The organism is Aromatoleum buckelii, from assembly GCF_012910785.2.
In the GTDB taxonomy this organism is placed as follows: domain Bacteria; phylum Pseudomonadota; class Gammaproteobacteria; order Burkholderiales; family Rhodocyclaceae; genus Aromatoleum; species Aromatoleum buckelii.
Genome location: NZ_WTVH02000010.1, coordinates 274,655 through 290,117 on the forward strand (window position 1 = coordinate 274,655; position 15,463 = coordinate 290,117).

A 15,463-nucleotide genomic window follows, 5' to 3' on the forward strand; every position below is an offset into this window, starting at 1 on the left:
ATATGTCCGAATCCTTTTTTTCCCCCTGTCCGCGCGGCCTCGAGCCGACGCTCGCCGAGGAACTCGCGACGCTCGGCGCCGCGTCGATCGCACCGACGCACGGCGGAGTCGGTTTTTCCGGCGACTGGCGCGTGTGCTACCGCGCCAACCTCGAGAGCCGGCTCGCGACCCGGGTCATGTGGCGGCTCGCCGAAGGCCGCTACCAGAGCGAGGAGGATATCTATCGCCTCGCCTACGGCGTGACGTGGGCGAAGTGGTTCACCGTCGACGACACCATCCGCATCCATGTCACGGCGAAGCAGTCGCCACTGCGCAGCCTCGAATTCATCACGCTGCGCATCAAGGACGCGGTGTGCGATCACTTCCGCACCGTGACCGGCAAGCGCCCGAGCGTCGATACCGCGAACCCCGCGATCCGCATCCACGCGTTCCTGACGCGCGACCGCGTCACGCTGTACCTCGATACCTCCGGCGAGCCGCTGTACAAGCGCGGCTTCAAACCGGCGGCCGTCGAAGCGCCGCTGAAGGAAAACCTTGCCGCCGGCATCCTGCGGCTGTCAGGGTGGCAGCCGGGCGAGGCGCTGCTCGATCCTATGTGTGGCAGCGGCACTTTCCTGATCGAGGCGGCGCAGATCGCGCTGGATATCGCGCCCGGCCTCGGTCGCGGTTTCGCGTTCGAGCGCTTCCGCCACCTCGATCGCGCAGCCTGGGCGAGCATCCGGCACGCGGCCGAGGCACGTCGCCAGCCGCCGCGGCAGCTGAAGATCTACGGCTCGGACATCGTCGGCGAGCAGGTGCGGCGCGCGCGCGTCAATCTGCAGTCGGCGGGGCTCGGCGACTGCGTGGTCCTCGACCGCGCCGATTTCCTCAAGCTCGAACCGCCGGCCGAGTCGGGCGTGCTGGTGACCAACCCGCCCTATGGGGTGCGCATCGGCGAGGCGGAAGAGCTGGCGGCGCTGTATCCGCAGTTCGGCGACGCGCTGAAGCAGCGCTGGAGCGGCTGGCGCTGCTATTTCCTCACGGCCGACCCGGCGCTGCCCAAGCTGATCGGGCTCAAGGCGAGCAAGCGTACACCGCTCTTCAACGGCGCGCTCGAATGCCGGCTGTTCGAATACCGGATGGTCGCCGGCAGCATGCGGCGCAAGCCGGCCGGCGGCGAGTAGGGCGGTGGGCGAGTAGGGCGATGGGCGAGTAGGGCGATGGGCGAGTAGGGCGATGCCTCCGGCCAGGGAGCGCCCTGCCGCGAAAGTTTCACACGATCCCGAGGTGCTGGATGCCGGACACCAGGTCCTTGTCGCCGTGTTTGCTGTGGAGCTTGATCTGCAGGCGCAGGTCGTTGACCGAGTCGGCGTTGCGCAGCGCGTCCTCGTAGCTGATGCGCTCTTCCTCGTAGAGGTCGAACAGGCTCTGGTCGAACGTCTGCATGCCGAGCTCGCGCGAGCGCTTCATGACTTCCTTGAGTCCCGGCACTTCGCCCTTGAAGATCAGGTCGGAGATCAGCGGCGAATTCAGCAGCACTTCGACTGCCGGCACGCGGCCCTTGCGCTCCTTGAGCGGCAGCAGGCGCTGCGAGATCAGCGCGCGCAGGTTCAGCGACAGGTCCATCAGGAGCTGCGGACGACGGTCTTCGGGGAAGAAGTTGATGATGCGGTCGATCGCCTGGTTCGCGCTGTTCGCGTGCAGCGTCGCGAGGCACAGGTGGCCGGTTTCGGCGAACGCGATCGCGTAGTCCATCGTCTCGCGGTCGCGGATTTCGCCCATCAGGATCACGTCGGGCGCCTGGCGCAGCGTGTTCTTCAGCGCCGCTTCCCAGTTGTCGGTGTCGATGCCGATCTCGCGCTGCGTGACGATGCAGTTCTTGTGCTGATGCACGTATTCGATCGGATCCTCGACGGTGATGATGTGGCCGTACGAGTGCTCGTTGCGGAAGTCGACCATCGCTGCGAGCGACGTCGTCTTGCCGGTGCCGGTGCCGCCGACGAAAATCACTAGCCCGCGCTTGGCCATCGCGATGTCGCGCAGCACTGCCGGCATGCCGAGCTCGTCGAAATTCGGGATCGTCTGCGCGATCGTGCGCAGCACGAGGCCCACTTTGCCCTGCTGGATGAACGCGTTGGCGCGGAAGCGCCCGACCCCCGGCGGCGAGATCGCGAAGTTGCATTCCTTCGTCGACTCGAACTCGGCCGCCTGGCGGTCGTTCATGATCGCGCGCGCGAGTTCGGTGGTGTGCTGCGCCGTCAGCGTCTGGTTCGACTGCGGCGTGACGCGCCCGTCCACCTTGATTGCCGGCGGAAAACCCGCGGTGATGAAGAGGTCCGAGCCGTTTTTCTGCACCATCAACCGCAGCAGGTCGTGCATGAACTTCAGGGCCTGATCGCGTTCCATTGCTGCGCTCCCGCGGAAAGTGTCCGCTGTGAATGGCGGGTCGTCCGATTGTCGCCGCCAATCGGGGTGAAACAGGTGGGCTGCGGCGCGCGGCGAATCCGGCCGGAATTATCCGACGAAATCCGCCCGGCGGAACTCACCCGGTGAAAATCAGCCGGCGAAATTGTCCTTGTTCTGCGCGCGCAGCCTGGCTTCGCCGACCGACACGACGTTGCGCCGCACGAGGTCCGCGAGGTTCTGGTCGAGCGTCTGCATGCCCACGGCCTGGCCGGTCTGGATCGCGGAGTACATCTGCGCGATCTTGTTCTCGCGGATCAGGTTGCGGATCGCCGGAGTGCCGATCATGATCTCGTGCGCCGCGACGCGGCCCTGGCCGTCCTTGGTCTTCAGGAGCGTCTGCGAGATCACCGCGCGCAGCGACTCCGACAGCATCGCGCGCACCATGTCCTTCTCGGCAGCGGGAAAGACGTCGACGATCCGGTCGACGGTCTTCGCCGCCGACGAGGTGTGCAGCGTGCCGAACACGAGGTGGCCGGTTTCGGCGCCGGTCAGCGCGAGGCGGATCGTCTCGAGGTCGCGCAGCTCGCCGACGAGAATCACGTCCGGGTCCTCGCGCAACGCCGAGCGCAGCGCGTTGTTGAACGACAGCGTGTCGCGGGCGACTTCGCGCTGGTTGATCAGGCAGCGCTTCGATTCGTGGACGAATTCGATCGGGTCTTCGATCGTCAGGATGTGGCCGTAGTCGTTCTCGTTGACGTAATCGACCATCGCGGCGAGGGTCGTCGACTTGCCCGAGCCGGTCGGGCCGGTGACCAATACGATGCCGCGCGGCTGCTTGGCGATCTCCTTGAAGATCTTCGGCGCGTCCAGTTCCTCGAGGCTCAGTACTTTCGTCGGAATCGTCCGGAACACCGCCGAGGCGCCGCGGTTCTGGTTGAACGCATTGACGCGGAAGCGCGCGAGGTTCGGCACCGCGAACGAGAAGTCGCATTCGAGCATTTCCTCGAACTGCTTGCGCTGACCGTCGTTCATGATGTCGTACACCATCGAGTGCACGTCCTTGTGCTCCATCGGTGGCAGGTTTATGCGCCGCACGTCGCCATGCACCCGGATCATCGGCGGCAGTCCGGACGACAGATGCAGGTCGGATGCCTTGTTCTTGACCGCGAAGGCAAGCAGTTCGGTGATGTCCATGGGATTGTCGCTTGAGGTTGACCGGGCGGATTGCGGGGCGCGGGGGCGTCCCGGTCGCGATGCTATACTCGCTCGCCTGATCCACGGCCGAAATCCGCCGCTATATGACATCAATCTCCGCGAACTTGCAAGCCGTGCGCCGGCGCGTCGCGGCTGCGGCCCGGGCGTCGGGACGCACGCCGGAGGACGTCGCGCTGATCGCCGTCAGCAAGACGCAGCCGGCGCAATCCGTGGCCGAGGCAGCGCACGCCGGCCAGAGGCTATTCGGCGAAAACTACGTCCGGGAAGGTGTCGCGAAAGCGGCCGAGCTGCACGCGCTGCAACTCGAATGGCATTTCATCGGTCCGCTGCAGAGCAACAAAACACGCCCGGTCGCGACGCATTTCCACTGGGTCCACTCGGTCGACCGGCTCAAGCTCGCCGAACGGCTGTCGGAACAGCGCGGCGACGAGCTGCCGGCGCTGAACGTCTGCATCCAGGTCAATGTCGGCGGCGAGGCAAGCAAGAGCGGCGTCGCGCCCGACGAAGTGCCGGCGCTCGCGGCGGCGGTCACGAAGCTGCCGCGCCTGGCGTTGCGCGGCCTGATGTGCATTCCCGAAGCGGGGGGCGACGAAGCGCTGTTGCGCGCGCGCTTCGCGACGTTGAGACAGCTGCGCGACGGGCTGAACGACACTGGGTTCGCGCTCGATACATTGTCGATGGGCATGTCGGACGACCTGGAACTGGCGATCGCCGAAGGCGCGACGATGGTGCGCGTGGGCACTGCAATTTTCGGCGCACGGAACGTGCGCGAGGAGCGAGCATGACGGAACGCATGAAGATCAGTTTCCTCGGCGGCGGCAACATGGCGACCGCCCTGATCGGCGGCCTCGCGGAGCGCGGCTTTGCGAGCGCGGACATCCAGGCGGTCGACCTGCAGGCCGACAGCCGCGCGCGCCTCGCGGAGCGCTTCGGCATCCGCACGGCCCCGGCCGTCGATGACGAGGTGCTCGCGTGCGACGTCGTCGTGCTGGCGGTCAAACCGCAACAGATGAAGGCGGCCGTCGCGCCGCTGGCCGGGCGCCTGGCGCGCCAGGTGGTCGTCAGCATCGCCGCCGGCCTGCGGCTCGCCGATGTCGGTCGCTGGCTCGGCGGCTACGATCGGCTGGTGCGCGCGATGCCGAACACGCCTGCGCTGATCGGCGCAGGCATCACCGGCCTGTATGCCGATCCTTCGGTCGATGCCGCCGGGCGCGAGTCGGCCGAACGCATTCTCGGCGCCGTCGGCAGCACGGTTTGGATCGCCAATGAGGTGCAGATGGACGCGGTGACGGCCGTCTCCGGCAGCGGCCCGGCCTACGTGTTCCATTTCATCGAAGCGCTCGAAGCGGCGGGCGTCTCGCTCGGCTTCGATGCGGCAACCGCGCGGCGGCTGGCGCTCGATACCGTGCTCGGCGCGGCGAAGCTCGCCGCCGGCTCCGACGAGGCGCCCGCCGTGTTGCGCGAGCGCGTGACTTCGAAAGGCGGCACGACCGAGGCCGCGCTCGCGAGCATGGCGTCGTCGGGCGTGTTCGACGCGATCGTGCGCGCGGTGCACGCCGCGAACCTGCGCGGCCGCGAACTCGGCGAACAGCTCGGAAAGGATTGATCGCCCATGCTCGGCAACGTGCTGCTCCTGATCCTGAACACTGCCGCCGGCTTCCTGACGCTGATGCTGCTCGCCCGCTTCTTCATGCAGTGGCAGCGGGTGTCGTTCCGCAACCAGATCGGCCAGTTCGTCGTCGCGACGACCGACTGGATCGTCCGTCCGCTGCGTCGCGTGATTCCTGGCCTGATGGGGATCGATCTCGCGAGCCTCGTGCCGGCGTGGGTGCTGCAGACGCTGATGGTGTTCATCGAGCTGTGGGTGAGAGGAGTGCCGCTCGACGGCAGCGTCGCCGGGCTGCTGCTCGGCGTCTGGGGCCTCGGCCTGCTGGAGCTGTTGCGCATGGCGATCTACCTCGTCATCGCCGTGGTGCTGATGTCGGCGGTGCTGTCATGGGTCAGCCCGCACGCTCCGGCGGCATCGGTCTTCCACAATCTGTCGGCGCCGTTCCTGCGGCCGTTCCGCCGCGTGATCCCACCGATCGCGAACGTCGACCTGTCGCCGCTGGTGCTGCTGCTGGTGCTGCAGATCGTGCTGATGGTCGTCAGCGGGCTGCGCGGCAACTTTGCGGCGCTGCTCGTGGGCTGACGGGCGTGGACTGGCTGCGTGAAGCCGGGGATGGCAGCCTCGTCCTGTCGCTGCATGTGCAGCCCGGCGCGAAAAAGACCGAATTTGTCGGTCTGCACGGCGAAGCGATGAAGCTGCGCCTCGCTGCGCCGCCTGTCGATGGCAAAGCGAATGCCGCGCTGACGGTTTTTCTCGCCGCTTTCTGCGGTGTCGGCCGTTCAGCGGTGAGCCTTCTCAGCGGCGAAACCTCGCGCGCGAAACGCGTGCGGATCGAAGGGGCGGGCAGCGAAGCGCTCGCCCGGCTGCGCGCGCTCGGGTAGCTCGTTCGCGGTGGAGGCGGCGGGCCCGACGGATCAAGGTCCAGCCCGATCGCAGTGGTCCCTGCCGCGCCCTCGAAAAGCCGGAGTTCAGCTCGAGCTCAGCTCAGCTCGTGCATCACCTGACCTTCGACCAGCGTGTAATGCACGCGTCCCGGCAGTTCCAGCCCGAGGAAAGGCGTGTTCTTGCCTTGGCTGCGTAGCGTGTCGCGGCGCACGGCCGTGTGGGCGGCCGGATCGAACACGCACAGGTCGGCCCGTGCGCCCGCGCTGAGATGTCCGGCTTTCGTGATGCCGACGATGCGTGCCGCGTCGGACGTGACGCGGGCGAGCGCCTGGCCCAGCGGCAGCCCCGTTTCCTGCGCCCACTTCAGCGTCAGCGGCAGCAGCAGTTCGAGGCCGGTCGCGCCGGGCTCGGATTCGCTGAACGGCGTGAGCTTGCCGTTGTCGTCGACCGGCGTGTGGTCGGAGCACAGCGCGTCGATGCTGCCGTCGGCAAGGCCCTGTCGCAAGGCGTCGCGGTCGCGCTGGCTGCGCAGCGGCGGCACGACATGGCAGTTGCTGTTGAAGTAGCCGATGTCCATCTCGGACAGGTGCAGGTGGTTGATCGACACGTCGCAGGTGACATCGAGCCCGTCGGCGCGCGCCTGCCGGATCAGCGCGAGCCCTTCGGCGCTGGACAGCCGCGTCACATGCAGGCGCGCGCCGGTCGCGCGGGCGAGCTGGATGTGGGTATACAGCGCGATCGTTTCCGCAGCGGTCGGGATGCCCGGCAGGCCGAGACGGGTCGCGACTTCGCCGTCGTGCGCGAAACCGCGCGACAGGAAAGGCGCGAGCGGCTGCAGCCAGACGCGGAAGCCGAAAGTCGCGGCGTACTGCATCGCCCGTAACAGCACCGCGCTGTCGACGACCGGGACGTTGGCCTGGCCGAACGCGACGCAGCCGGCTTCGACGAGCTCGGCCATCTCCGACAGGCGCTCGCCGTTGAGCCCGATCGTCAATGCGCCGACCGGATAGACGTGCGCGCGGTTCAGCTTCTTCGCGCGGTAGCACAGCATCTCGACGAGGCCGGGTTCGTCGAGCACGGGATCGGTGTCGGGCGGAATCGCGAGGCTCGTGACGCCGCCCGCCATCGCCGCGTCCATTTCGGATTCGAGCGTGGCGCGGTATTCGAAGCCCGGCTCGCGCAGGCGAGCGGCCAGGTCGATCAGGCCGGGTGCGACGACGAGGCCGGTCGCGTCGATCGTGCGCTCCGCGGCGAAGCCGTCGGGCGCGCGCCCATGGGCGACGATCTTGCCGTCCGCGAGATACATGTCGCGCGTGTCGTCGAGTCCATTGGCCGGATCGATGACGCGGCCATTGGCGATGCGAATCTTCATTTACTTGCTCCCCTGCTGACCGGCCAGCATGCTCATGACTGCCATGCGCACCGCGATGCCGAACGTGACCTGCGGCAGGATCACCGCCTGCGCGCCGTCCGCGACCGAGGAATCGATCTCGACGCCGCGGTTCATCGGCCCCGGGTGCATCACGATCGCGTCGGGCTTCGCCAGCGCGAGCTTCTCGGCAGTCAGGCCCCACACTTTGTAGAACTCCTGCGGCGTCGGTAGCAGCGCGCCGTTCATGCGCTCGTTCTGCAGCCGCAGCATCATCACGACGTCGACGCCGCGCAGGCCTTCGCGAATGTCATGGAAGACGCGCACGCCGAGCCGCTCGACGTCGGTCGGCAGCAGCGTCTTCGGGCCGATGACGCGCACTTCCGGCACGCCGAGCGTCGTCAGCGCGCCGATCTGCGAGCGGGCGACGCGCGAATGCAGCACATCGCCGACGATCGCGACGGTGAGGTTCGTGAAGTCACGCTTGAAGTGCCGGATCGTGTACATGTCGAGCAGCCCCTGCGTCGGGTGCGCGTGGCGCCCGTCGCCGGCATTGACGACGTGGATGTGGTCGCGCCCGGTCGCGAACAGGTGCTGCGCGATCAGGAACGGCGCGCCGCTCGCGGCGTGGCGCACGACGAACATGTCGGCCTGCATCGCGGACAGGTTGTCGACGGTGTCGAGCAGACTCTCGCCTTTTGCGGCCGAGGAGGTCGACACGTTGAGGTTGACGACGTCTGCCGACAGGCGCTTCGCCGCGATCTCGAAAGTCGTGCGCGTGCGCGTGGAGTTTTCGAAGAACAGGTTGAAGATACTCTTGCCGCGCAACAGCGGCAGCTTCTTCACTTCGCGTTCGGCGACTGCGGTGAAGGGCGCGGCCGTGTCGAGGATCGCCGTCAGGATGCTGCGCGGCAGGCCGTCGATCGTCAGGAGGTGCTGCAGTTCGCCGTGTTTGTTGAGCTGCGGATTACGCATCGATCAGCCTCAGCGTCAGTTCGCCCGTCGCGCCGGCTTCGAGCTGCAGGCTCTGGTTCGCGGGCAGGGGTTCGGGCAGGGTCAGCGCGCACCAGCGCGGCGCGACCGGCAGTTCGCGGCCGCCCCGGTCGATGAGCACCGCGAGGTCGACGCGCGCCGGGCGGCCGAAGTCGAACAGCTCGTTGATCGCCGCGCGCGTCGTGCGCCCGGTGTAGAGCACGTCGTCGACGATGATCACGTCGGCGCCCTCGACCGTGAACGGGATCTCGGTGCGCTTGGGCTGCGGATGCAGGCCTTTCGAGCCGAAGTCGTCGCGGTAGAACGATACGTCGATCGAACCCGGCGGCTGGCTCAGCCCGAGCGCGCGGTGCAGGCGCTCGGCGAGCCACACGCCGCCGGTATGGATGCCCACCAGCGCGGTCGCCGGTGAGACGTGCGGGCGCATCTGCTCGACCAGCGTCTTGCAGAGCGCCTCGGCATCAAGGCTTTGCATGTCCATGAGTGTCCAGAAAGTGTTGCAGGATGATCTGGGCCGCGACCGCATCGAGGACTTCCTTGCGGGCGCGCCAGTCGTGCGTCCCGGCTTCGGCCAGGGCGGCGTCCGCCGCGGCCGAGGACAGCCGCTCGTCGCATTCGAGCACCGGCAGGCCGAACCGGCCATGCAGCTGGTTCGCGAAACGTCGGCAGCGGGCGGTCATTTCGTGGGGCGTGCCGTCGAGATGAGCCGGCATGCCGACCACCAGTCCGACCGGCTTCCATTCGTCGAGGAGCTTCGCGATCGCCGCGAAGCGCGGCGCGCTGGCTTCGCCATGTAGGGTCAGCAGCGCGCTCGCACGGCGGGTTTCGAGTTCGCCGACGGCAACGCCGATCCGCGCAAGACCGAAGTCGAAGCCGAGCAGGGTGCCGCGGGCGGGCAGGGCGGCGGGCGCTGGTCCCGGCGCCTCAGGCATGCCCCGCAGACTCGCTCAGGTTCGCGAAGTCGATGCCGAGCATTTGCATCGCCGCAGCGAGACGCTCCTCGGGCGGGAGTCCGAAAACGATCGCGAGGTCGGCCGGCACGGTCAGCCAGCTGTTGTCGGCGATCTCCTGCTCGAGCTGACCGGCGGTCCAGCCCGCATAGCCGAGCGTCACCAGCACTTCGGGCGGCTCGCCGCTGCTGCCGACCGCTTGCAGGATGTCGCGCGAACTCGTCAGGCCGACTTCGTCGTTCACGACGAGCGTCGAATGCCATTCGCCGGCCGGACGATGCAGCACGAAGCCGCGATCGGTCTGCACCGGGCCGCCGAAATAAACCGGCTGGCCGGCGAGCCCGTCGGCTTCGAGCGGCACGTCGATGCGTTCGAACAGTGCCGCGAGCGTCATGTCGATCGGTCGATTGACGATGATTCCCAATGCGCCCTGCTCGTTGTGCTCGGCGATGTAGGTGAGGCTGCGCACGAAATGCGGATCGGCCATGTTCGGCATGGCGATCAGGAAATGGTGCGTGAGATTCGAAGTGATTGCGCTCATGGCTGCATTTTAGCTCGTCGTGGCGAGGATGCGCAGGAATGCGGCGGAAGGGATTTTTCGCCGCAGCTTCCTCGTGCTCCCGCGTAGCAACTGACGCTCCCAGGCCGCCGTTTTCTCCGCACGCGTCGTCAGGCCGGCACGGCCGCTCGCCCGGTATGGTTGCGCAGCAGCCCGAGCAGCTCGTTATCGTCGTACGGCTTGCCGAGATAGTGGTTCGCGCCGAGGCGTCCGGCGTACTCGCGGTGTTTGTCGGCGAGCCGTGACGTGATCATGATCACTGGCACGTCGCGCGTATGCTCGTGGGCGCGGATGTTGCGCAGCAGGTCGAAGCCGTCCATGCGCGGCATCTCGATGTCCGACAGGATGATGTCCGGCACCGCTTCGAGCAGCCGCTCCAGCGCATCGACGCCGTCCTTCGCCACGACCACCCGATAGCCTTCGCGTTCGAGCAGGCGTCCGGTGATCTTGCGCACCGTGAGCGAATCGTCGACGACCATCACGGTGGGGACACGGACCGGCGCCGCCTCGAACGGCTCCAGCGGTTCCGGCGCTTCGCCGCCGGCGTTTGCCGCGCTCGCGGTGGCTTCGGCGACGCGACGGCTCGCCAGTGCGACAGGGTTCAGGATCAGCACGATCTCGCCATCACCGAGCACTGTCGCACCGGAAATGCCGACGATGCGAGCAAGCTGCGGGCCGGCGTTCTTGACGACGATTTCCTGGTTGCCGCGCAGCGCATCGACGTGCAGCGCGAGCGTCTGCGCGCCGACGCGCAGCAGCAGGACCCAGTTGAAGCGCTGCTCGGGGGGCCGGGCGAAGCCGTCGCCGAGCAGCTGCGGAAGATAGCGGTATGCGAAGTGCCGGCCCTGCCACTCGGTGCTGCCTTCGCGGCGCAGCGCGTCGAGCGGCTCGGCCTTGAGTTCGAGGACTTGCGCAATCATGCTCGACGGGATCGCGTAAGTCCGGCTGCCGGCGCGGACCAGCAAGGCCTGCGTGACGGCGAGCGTGAGCGGCAGATGGATGCGGAACTCGGTGCCGCGGCCGACCTCGGAATGAACGTCGATGCGACCGCCCGCCGCCGCCGTCTCGGACTTCACGACGTCCATGCCGACGCCGCGGCCGGCGACCGGCGACACGCTGTCGGCAGTCGAAAAACCCGGGATGAAAATCAGGTTCGTCAGACGCCACTCGTCGGCCGCCTCGTCGGCGCCGAGCAGGCCGCTTGCGCGCGCCCGTGCGGCGATGCGCTCGTAGTCGAGGCCGCCGCCGTCGTCGGCGAGCGCGATCGCGATTTCGTTGCCTTCCTGGCTCACATTGAGCGTGATCTGGCCGATTTCGCTCTTGCCGGCGGCGCGTCGCGCGTCTGGATGTTCGATGCCGTGCGCGACGGCGTTGCGCAGCAGATGCTCGAGCGGCGCGACCAGGTGTTCGAGCACACTGCGGTCGATTTCGATGCGTCCGCCGCGCAAGTCGAGGTCGGCACGCTTGCCCAGTTCCTTCGCGCTCTGGCGCACGACCCGGTAGAGCCGGTCGGCGAGGCTGTCGAACGGCACCATTCTCACCTGCATCAGCGCCTGCTGCAGATCCCGCGACAGGCGCGCTTGGCTGTTGAGCGCCAGCTCCGCGCCATCGAGGTTGCGCAACAGGCTCTGCTGGACGGTCGTCACGTCTCCGACGCTCTCGGCCATCATCCGCGTGAGTTCCTGCAGCCGCGTGTAGCGGTCCATCTCGAGCGGGTCGAACTCGCCGTCGTGCGCGTCGCTGCGCGCGAGGCGGGACTGCATCTGCACGTCGGCCTGGAGCTCGACTTCGCGCAGCTGGTTGCGCAGGCGGATGACGTTTTCGGTCAGGTCGAGCAGCGAGCGGCGCAGCGTGCGCAGTTCGCCGGCGACGCGGGTGCGAGTGATGCCGATTTCGCCCGCCTGGTTGACGAAGCGATCGACCGCGTCCGCGCGCACGCGCAAAGTCGCAGCGCCGCTCGCCCCTTCCGGCTCGGCTGGCGTTGCCGGCGCCGCGTCGTCCGGTGCAGGCGCCGGTTGTGCGGGCTCGCCGCCGGCGATCGCGTCGATCAGCTGTTCGGCCTGATCGAGCCCGGCGGTCAGTTCGTCGATCAGCCCGCCGGCCGGCTCCTGTCCGCGTTCGAGCGCGGCCACGAGCTGCGCTTCGAGATCGTGGACGTGCTGCCCGAGCGTCATCGCGCCGGCCATGCGCGCGCTGCCCTTCAGCGTGTGCAGCAATCGTGCCGTGGCTTGCGCGGCATCGGTCGCCCCGCCCGCGCGCCAGCGGCGCAGCGCCGCGTGCAGCTCGCCGAGCAGCTCCGCGCCTTCGTCGAGAAAAACCGGCAGCAGCTGCGCGTCGAGTTCGTCCCGGACCGCGGAGGCGGGCCCGGACGGCACGCTTGCGGCCTCGACCGGTCGGGCGGCGAGCGTGTTGTCGGGGCTCGTGACGCCGCGCATGCCTGGCGCCGCTTCGATTCCGGTTTCCAGGGGCGTCTCGCGGCCGACGTCGTCGAGTTGCTCGACGAGCTCCGGCACTGCGAGCGGCATGCGGCGCGCGACGACTTCGGCCAGCATCGCGTCGAGCGTGTCGTTCACGGACTTCAGCAGCGCAGTCTGTTCGGCCGTCGGGACCTGGGCGGTGTCGCGCAGGCGTTCGAGCGCGTGCTCGAATCCGCGTGCGAGCTCGTGCAGCGGCATCAGCCGCGTGGTGCCCGAGATTCCCGCCAGCGTATGCGCGGCGCGAAGCGCTTCCTCCGCCGGTATCAGGGTCGGATTGGCGTCCAGTCGCGCGAGCTCGGCGTGCAGGGCCGCGAGATGCTGACGCGCTTCGCCGACGTAGAGGTCATAGAGCGGTCGGCTGATTTCCGCGGCGCCGATGCGCACGACTTCCCGCTCGGCGGCTGCGGGCAGTGCGGCCGGTTCGTCAGCCTGGGACGCCGCGGCAGCGGCTTCGAACGACGCGCCCGGTGCGAGGCCGAACACCTCCGGCTCGAACGGCAACAAGGTCGCTTCGGGATCGCTTCCCGGAAGATCGCCGAAATCGAAGATCGAGCTCTCGATTTCGAGGCCGGCAAGGAGGTCGTCGTCGAGGTCGTCGTCGCCGAAGGGCGTGCTCGGTGCGAAGGCGTCGGCCCTCGCCTCGTCGAGCGGCGCGCAGTCGGGGAGCGCGTCGTGTTCGGCGGGAGGCGCGGAAAACACCGGCGGCGCCTCGTCTTCCGGTAGGGCGATTTCAGCCGGTGCTTCGGGGGTCGCCTGGAGCTCGGGGATCGCCCGTGATTCGGGGATCGCCTGTGATTCGGGGATCGCCTGCGGCTCGGTTATTACCTCCGGTGCGGCCGGGGGCGACGCGTCGACCGCGCTCTCGTCGCTGCGCAGACGCTGCGCGTCGACGACCAGTGCCGCGACGTCCCGCACCTGACTTCGGCCGGCTTCCAGATCGCGCACCCATTCCAGCAACAGCGTGCGGGCCGCGTCGATCAGCCGGTGAAGGGCGTGTGAGGGTGTCCGCTCGAGCTGCAGCCAGCGGTTCAGCGTCTGTTCGATCTCCCACGCGGTCTCGCCGAGGTCGTGCAGACCGACCATGCGGCCGCTGCCCTTGAGAGTGTGGAAACCGCGGCGGATCGCGACGAGATGCTCGGGCGCGTCCGCATCGCGGCACGACAGGTCGAGGCGTTCGCCGATCGCTGCCAGGACTTCATGGGCTTCCTCGATGAAGATCGCGAGCAGTTCGGCATCGAGTCCGGCGGCTTCGGCTGCCGGCGGTGCCGCGGCAGGCTCTGCGGCCTGCGCGGCGGTGGGCGTGGGGGCGGGCGCGGGGGCCGGCGTCTCTTCGACGTCTTGCGCGTCGAGGAAGCGTTCCAGCCGCACCGGGCCGTGCTGCAGGGCTTCGACGTAAAAACCCAGCGCCGACAGTCGCCGCGCGAGCCGTTCGTGTTCGCCCTGATCGAGGCCCTGCCCGGCGTCTGCCAAGCCGGCGATCGTGTCGGCGGCGTCATCGACGAGGGCGACGGCCGGCGCGTCGCCGATCAGCGCGAGCGCGCCGGCGATCTGCCTGAGCGGCTTTGCGAGGTTCGCCAACGGCGCGCGTTTTTGCTCGTTGCGGAAAAAATCGTCGAGAACCTGCTCGACCTGTGCAAGGCTCGACAGGATTTCGCGCGAAAGCTGCCCGAGCGCGTCGCGCTCTTGCGCACGGCGTGCCGCCTCCGTTGCCGGCGAACGCTCGACAGCGGCAACCGGCTCGCCTCGCGCGAGCGCTTCCAGGCGCACCACCGTATCGTCGACGTGCACGGAAAATCCGGCACCCGGTGCGCCGCGCTCGAGCCCGGCTTCGCACAGCAGCAGCGCGGTCGCGACCTCCAGCGCGATCGCATCGTTGCAGTGCAGCGGGTCTTTGCGCAGCCATGCGATGAACTCGACGATGCCGCGAAGCAGCCGGTCGAGCGCCGGGCGGCCGAGCCGGGAGGCTTGTGCGGCGAGCTCGGCGAGATGCGCGTCGAAGCGCGGCAGCTCCACGGCGTGGCCTTCCGCGAAGCCGTCCCAGGCCTGTTTCGCCGCGCTCATCAGCCCCTGCAGGGTCTTCAGCAGCGCCGCGAGCGGAGCCGCGCTGACTGTCGCGCCGGGTTCCGGAAGCAGCGCGTCGAGTTGCCAGGTCGCTCGGACCTCCTTCTGGTGATCGGTGCGCGCCGGCGCCTGGCTGGTCCAGTACAGCAGCTCGCGCACGAGGCGGTCGGGGAAGACGACGGGGATGTCGGACAGGCGTTTGAGCTGGGCATCGAGCTGCGAGCACAGGCGCTTGATTTCCGGCCGTGCCGGCAGGTCCTGATGGATCAGCGTCTCGAGGAAAGCCTGTGCGGCATACCACAGTACACCGACCGGGCTGCCCGTATGCAGAGCTTCGATCTCACTGACCGCTGTGAGCATCGTCTGCGGACCGGCAGCGTCCGCGGGGGTGCGCAGCCATTGCAGCAGGCCACGCTGGAACAGCGCGCGGTGGGCGCGCAGCTGTTGCTGGCGGACGTCCTCGGCCAATCCCTCCGCCACGCCCCGGCGCGCCGGACGCAGCGAGAGGTCGGGGAAAAACAGTTCCGCCGGCGACAGCGGCCCGACGCCCCGGACAGCGCCGATTTCCTCGTACAGCGACAGGAGGCGCAGCGGCTGATCCGGCGTGCCGTGCACAAGCTCTTCGAGATAGTTGCCGATCGTCGCCAGCGCACGGCGTGCGAGCTCCACGGTCGAAGCGTCGATCGGCCGTTCACCGTGCGCGAGCAGGCCCAGCAGCTGGTCGAGCGAGGACGCGAACTGGCTCAGCCCGTCGAGGCCGACGATCGACAGCGCGCCGCACGCTTGGTGGAGATGAGTCTGCGCAAACTGGACGCAGGCGGTGGCTCCCGTTGCGCCGAGCGCTTGCTCGAGGGATTCGTCGGCGCGCGCGAGCGCGAGGTCGATTTCGGTCTTGACCCAGGTCAGCGGGCCCAGATCCAGGGCGTCAGGGTGGCTCATGGGCGTCCTCGATGGCGCGGG

13 protein-coding genes are annotated in these 15,463 nt (G+C 68.4%); 5 read left to right on the forward strand and 8 right to left on the reverse strand.

Features of this window, described 5'->3' with window-relative positions:
- Nucleotides 1-2 precede the first annotated feature (2 nt).
- Nucleotides 3-1,163 carry a THUMP domain-containing class I SAM-dependent RNA methyltransferase gene (locus GO608_RS11965; RefSeq protein ID WP_169199099.1) on the forward strand — a complete coding sequence of 387 codons (1,161 nt, stop codon included), beginning with the start codon at nucleotides 3-5 and terminating at the stop codon, nucleotides 1,161-1,163.
- An 88-nt stretch (nucleotides 1,164-1,251) separates the two neighbouring features.
- On the opposite strand, the gene GO608_RS11970 is transcribed toward GO608_RS11965, so the two are convergent.
- On the reverse strand, nucleotides 1,252-2,385 hold the full coding sequence (locus GO608_RS11970) for a PilT/PilU family type 4a pilus ATPase (RefSeq protein ID WP_169199100.1): 1,134 nt from the start codon (nucleotides 2,383-2,385) through the stop codon (nucleotides 1,252-1,254).
- A gap of 150 nt (nucleotides 2,386-2,535) precedes the next feature.
- Nucleotides 2,536-3,579, reverse strand: a complete 1,044-nt coding sequence (locus GO608_RS11975; protein ID WP_169199101.1) for a type IV pilus twitching motility protein PilT — start codon at nucleotides 3,577-3,579, stop codon at nucleotides 2,536-2,538.
- Between the two features lie 104 nt (nucleotides 3,580-3,683).
- Between GO608_RS11975 and GO608_RS11980 the strand changes: the two genes are divergently transcribed.
- Genes GO608_RS11980 through GO608_RS11995 form a run of 4 tightly spaced genes read left to right on the forward strand, consistent with a single transcriptional unit; the run spans nucleotide 3,684 to nucleotide 6,090 of the window.
- Nucleotides 3,684-4,385 carry a YggS family pyridoxal phosphate-dependent enzyme gene (locus tag GO608_RS11980; RefSeq protein WP_169199102.1) on the forward strand — a complete coding sequence of 234 codons (702 nt, stop codon included), beginning with the start codon at nucleotides 3,684-3,686 and terminating at the stop codon, nucleotides 4,383-4,385.
- Between the two features lie 8 nt (nucleotides 4,386-4,393).
- Entirely contained in the window at nucleotides 4,394-5,206 is an 813-nt protein-coding gene (gene proC / locus GO608_RS11985) for a pyrroline-5-carboxylate reductase (protein WP_169199132.1), read from the forward strand.
- Nucleotides 5,207-5,212: 6 nt separating this feature from the next.
- Complete coding sequence (locus GO608_RS11990; RefSeq protein ID WP_169199103.1) at nucleotides 5,213-5,791, forward strand: YggT family protein; 579 nt, start codon at nucleotides 5,213-5,215, stop codon at nucleotides 5,789-5,791.
- 5 nt (nucleotides 5,792-5,796) lie between these two features.
- On the forward strand, nucleotides 5,797-6,090 hold the full coding sequence (locus GO608_RS11995) for a DUF167 domain-containing protein (RefSeq protein ID WP_169199104.1): 294 nt from the start codon (nucleotides 5,797-5,799) through the stop codon (nucleotides 6,088-6,090).
- 98 nt (nucleotides 6,091-6,188) lie between these two features.
- On the opposite strand, the gene GO608_RS12000 is transcribed toward GO608_RS11995, so the two are convergent.
- The 6 genes from GO608_RS12000 to GO608_RS12025 form a co-directional block, all read right to left on the reverse strand.
- Nucleotides 6,189-7,466 carry a dihydroorotase gene (locus GO608_RS12000; protein WP_169199105.1) on the reverse strand — a complete coding sequence of 426 codons (1,278 nt, stop codon included), beginning with the start codon at nucleotides 7,464-7,466 and terminating at the stop codon, nucleotides 6,189-6,191.
- Complete coding sequence (locus GO608_RS12005) at nucleotides 7,467-8,438, reverse strand: aspartate carbamoyltransferase catalytic subunit (RefSeq protein ID WP_169199106.1); 972 nt, start codon at nucleotides 8,436-8,438, stop codon at nucleotides 7,467-7,469.
- Nucleotides 8,431-8,931, reverse strand: a complete 501-nt coding sequence (gene pyrR / locus GO608_RS12010; protein WP_169199107.1) for a bifunctional pyr operon transcriptional regulator/uracil phosphoribosyltransferase PyrR — start codon at nucleotides 8,929-8,931, stop codon at nucleotides 8,431-8,433. The genes GO608_RS12005 and pyrR overlap by 8 nt, the downstream gene beginning before the upstream one ends.
- Nucleotides 8,918-9,388: a Holliday junction resolvase RuvX gene (gene ruvX, locus GO608_RS12015; protein ID WP_169199108.1), complete on the reverse strand. Its 471-nt coding sequence runs from the start codon at nucleotides 9,386-9,388 to the stop codon at nucleotides 8,918-8,920. The genes pyrR and ruvX overlap by 14 nt, the downstream gene beginning before the upstream one ends.
- Entirely contained in the window at nucleotides 9,381-9,947 is a 567-nt protein-coding gene (locus GO608_RS12020; protein WP_169199109.1) for a YqgE/AlgH family protein, read from the reverse strand. Before GO608_RS12020 ends, ruvX begins: the two co-directional genes overlap by 8 nt.
- A gap of 128 nt (nucleotides 9,948-10,075) precedes the next feature.
- On the reverse strand, nucleotides 10,076-15,442 hold the full coding sequence (locus GO608_RS12025; protein ID WP_169199110.1) for a hybrid sensor histidine kinase/response regulator: 5,367 nt from the start codon (nucleotides 15,440-15,442) through the stop codon (nucleotides 10,076-10,078).
- Nucleotides 15,443-15,463 lie beyond the last annotated feature (21 nt).